The sequence below is a fragment of the Dietzia sp. B44 genome (genome assembly GCF_014145245.1).
In the GTDB taxonomy this organism is placed as follows: domain Bacteria; phylum Actinomycetota; class Actinomycetes; order Mycobacteriales; family Mycobacteriaceae; genus Dietzia; species Dietzia natronolimnaea.
The window spans coordinates 1-2,204 of the sequence record NZ_JAALEF010000471.1; the positions used below are offsets into that span (position 1 = coordinate 1).

1 protein-coding gene and 1 pseudogene are annotated in these 2,204 nt (G+C 67.8%); one reads left to right on the forward strand and one right to left on the reverse strand.

Annotated elements, in window-relative coordinates:
• Positions 1–346: 346 nt before the first annotated feature.
• Positions 347–1,996, forward strand: a complete 1,650-nt coding sequence (locus G6017_RS14325) for an AMP-binding protein (RefSeq protein WP_179524527.1) — start codon at positions 347–349, stop codon at positions 1,994–1,996.
• Positions 1,997–2,006: 10 nt separating this feature from the next.
• Here G6017_RS14325 and G6017_RS14330 read toward each other — a convergent pair.
• Positions 2,007–2,204 (reverse strand): annotated as a pseudogene (locus G6017_RS14330) (maltokinase N-terminal cap-like domain-containing protein); the annotation flags it as partial.

The window sequence follows — 2,204 nt, forward strand, 5'->3', positions numbered from 1 at the left end:
GGGGCCCGTCAGCACCGGCCTCCGGCCGGAGGGCCGATCCGCCTCCGGCGCGGCCGATCGGCGACCGTCCACCGGGACGCTCCCCGTCCGGGTGGCGTGGGGCAGCATCAGGCCCCCGTCGTAGGGCGCGCCGCTCTGCGGGGACCGCCGTGAACTCATGTCCAAAATGTAGGCGCTCGGGGGCGTGGGGTCACGCAGAATCGTTGCCATGGACACGAACTGCTCTAGAACTCGTTCTACTTATTAAGAGTTTGACCTGATCAGGGTGCCGTCTGGACATGAGAACAAGTTCAGGTCACAATGTGAGGACAGCCACATTTCGTCCGCCCTCGCGAAGGATTCTGCCATGACCGAAGCTGCTGACCATTCGACCGATCCGCTCGCCGGAACCAACCCGGAGATGAACGAGGCCGCGGTGTTCGAGGCCGTCGCCGACAAGATCCCGGACAACGCACTGCTGACCATGGACGGCGTCGACTACACCTACCGTCAGGTCGACGATCTCGCCAACCAGATGGGGCACCTGCTCCGCGCCCACGGTGCGGAGCCGCTCAGCCACGTCGCGCTCTACATGAAGAACAGCACCGCGCACATGGCGGCCATCATCGGGTGCATGAAGACCCGGGTGGCCGGGATCAACGTGAACTACCGGTACACCGCGCCCGAGTTGGTCTACCTGTTCAACGACTCCAAGTCGATCGCCGTGTTGGTCGACGCCGAGTTCGCCGAGACCATGGCCGCAGCGGTCCCGAAGCTCGAGACCGTGCGTACCGTGATCGTGTTCGGCGGCGTCCCGGAGGTCCTGGCCTCGGCGTGTGCCGAGAAGGGCCTGACGGTGGTCGACGGGGACACCGAGTGGCCGGCACAGTCGGCGGAGCGGGACTTCGAGCCCGTCCGCGGCGACGACCACTGGATCGTCTACACCGGCGGGACCACCGGCTTCCCCAAGGGCGTGCAGTGGCACATGTCGGACTACTTCTACGCGTGCCTGTCCGGGGGCAACCCCTACGGTGACAAGCGGCACAGCCCCGCCGAGGTCGCCGACAACGTCTCGCCCGACGGCGGGATGAAGGTGGTCATCTCGGCCCCGCTCATGCACGGTGCGGGCCTGTTCACGCTGCTGACCTTCGTGAACCTCGGCGGCCACCTCATCATGTTCCGCGAGTTCGACGCGGCGGAGATCATCCGGGCGACCGCCGAGCACAAGGCGCACATCCTCATGTTCGTCGGCGACGGCATGGCGGTGCCGCTGACGGACGAGCTGGTCAAGGGCACCGAGACCATGGACTTCAGCACCCTGTTCATGATGGCCTCCGGCGGCGGCATCTGGTCCAAGTCCAGCCGCGAGCGCGTCCTCGAGGTGCTGCCCAACATCATCATCCGCGACAACTTCGGCGCCTCGGAGGCCGGCAACGACGGCGAGCTCGGGATGAGCGAGTCCGGCGAGATGACCATCCCGGCCAGCCCGAAGCTCGGCCTGGTCGACGAGGACTTCCGTCCCATCGAGCCGGGCTCGGACGAGATCGGCTACATCGTCCGCCGCGGTCACCTGCCGATCGGTTACTGGAACGACCCGGAGAAGACCGCCAAGACGTTCCCCGTGGTCGACGGTCGACGCGTCTCGGTCCTGGGCGACATGGGACAGCTCCGCGAGGACGGCACCATCGTGTTCCTCGGCCGCGGTTCGGGGTGCATCAACACCGGCGGCGAGAAGGTCTTCCCGGAGGAGGTCGAGCAGGCGCTCAAGGCGCACCCGGCCGTGCACGACGCGCTCGTCGCCGGGGCGCCGGACCCGCGCTACGGCCAGAAGGTCGCCGCCGTGGTCTCGTTCCGCGAGGGGCAGTCGGTGGAGCAGGACGAGCTGTCCGAGTTCCTGCGTCAGTCACTGGCCAACTACAAGGTCCCCAAGGTGATCGTCGACGTGCCCGAGATCCGCCGCTCGCCCGCGGGCAAGGCCGACTACAAGTGGGCCAAGGACCAGCTGCCCGCGAGCTGACGGCACGGCGCTAGTCCGTCGCGAGGATGCGCTCGACCGCGCCCAGCGGGACCCCCACCCAGCTGGGCCGGTTGCGCGACTCGTACACCACCTCGTAGAGGGCCTTGTCCAGCGTGTACGCCCGGAGGAGCGCACCGGTGTCGCGGGGGTCCGAGTCGCTCACCTCGGCGTACCCGGCGCAGAAGGCGTCGACGTTGCGGTCCCGCCA

Bases quoted from the DNA above. Each gene is read 5' to 3' on its own strand.
- G6017_RS14325 (WP_179524527.1), top strand. From the start codon at position 347: ATGACCGAAGCTGCTGACCATTCGACCGATCCGCTCGCCGGAACCAAC.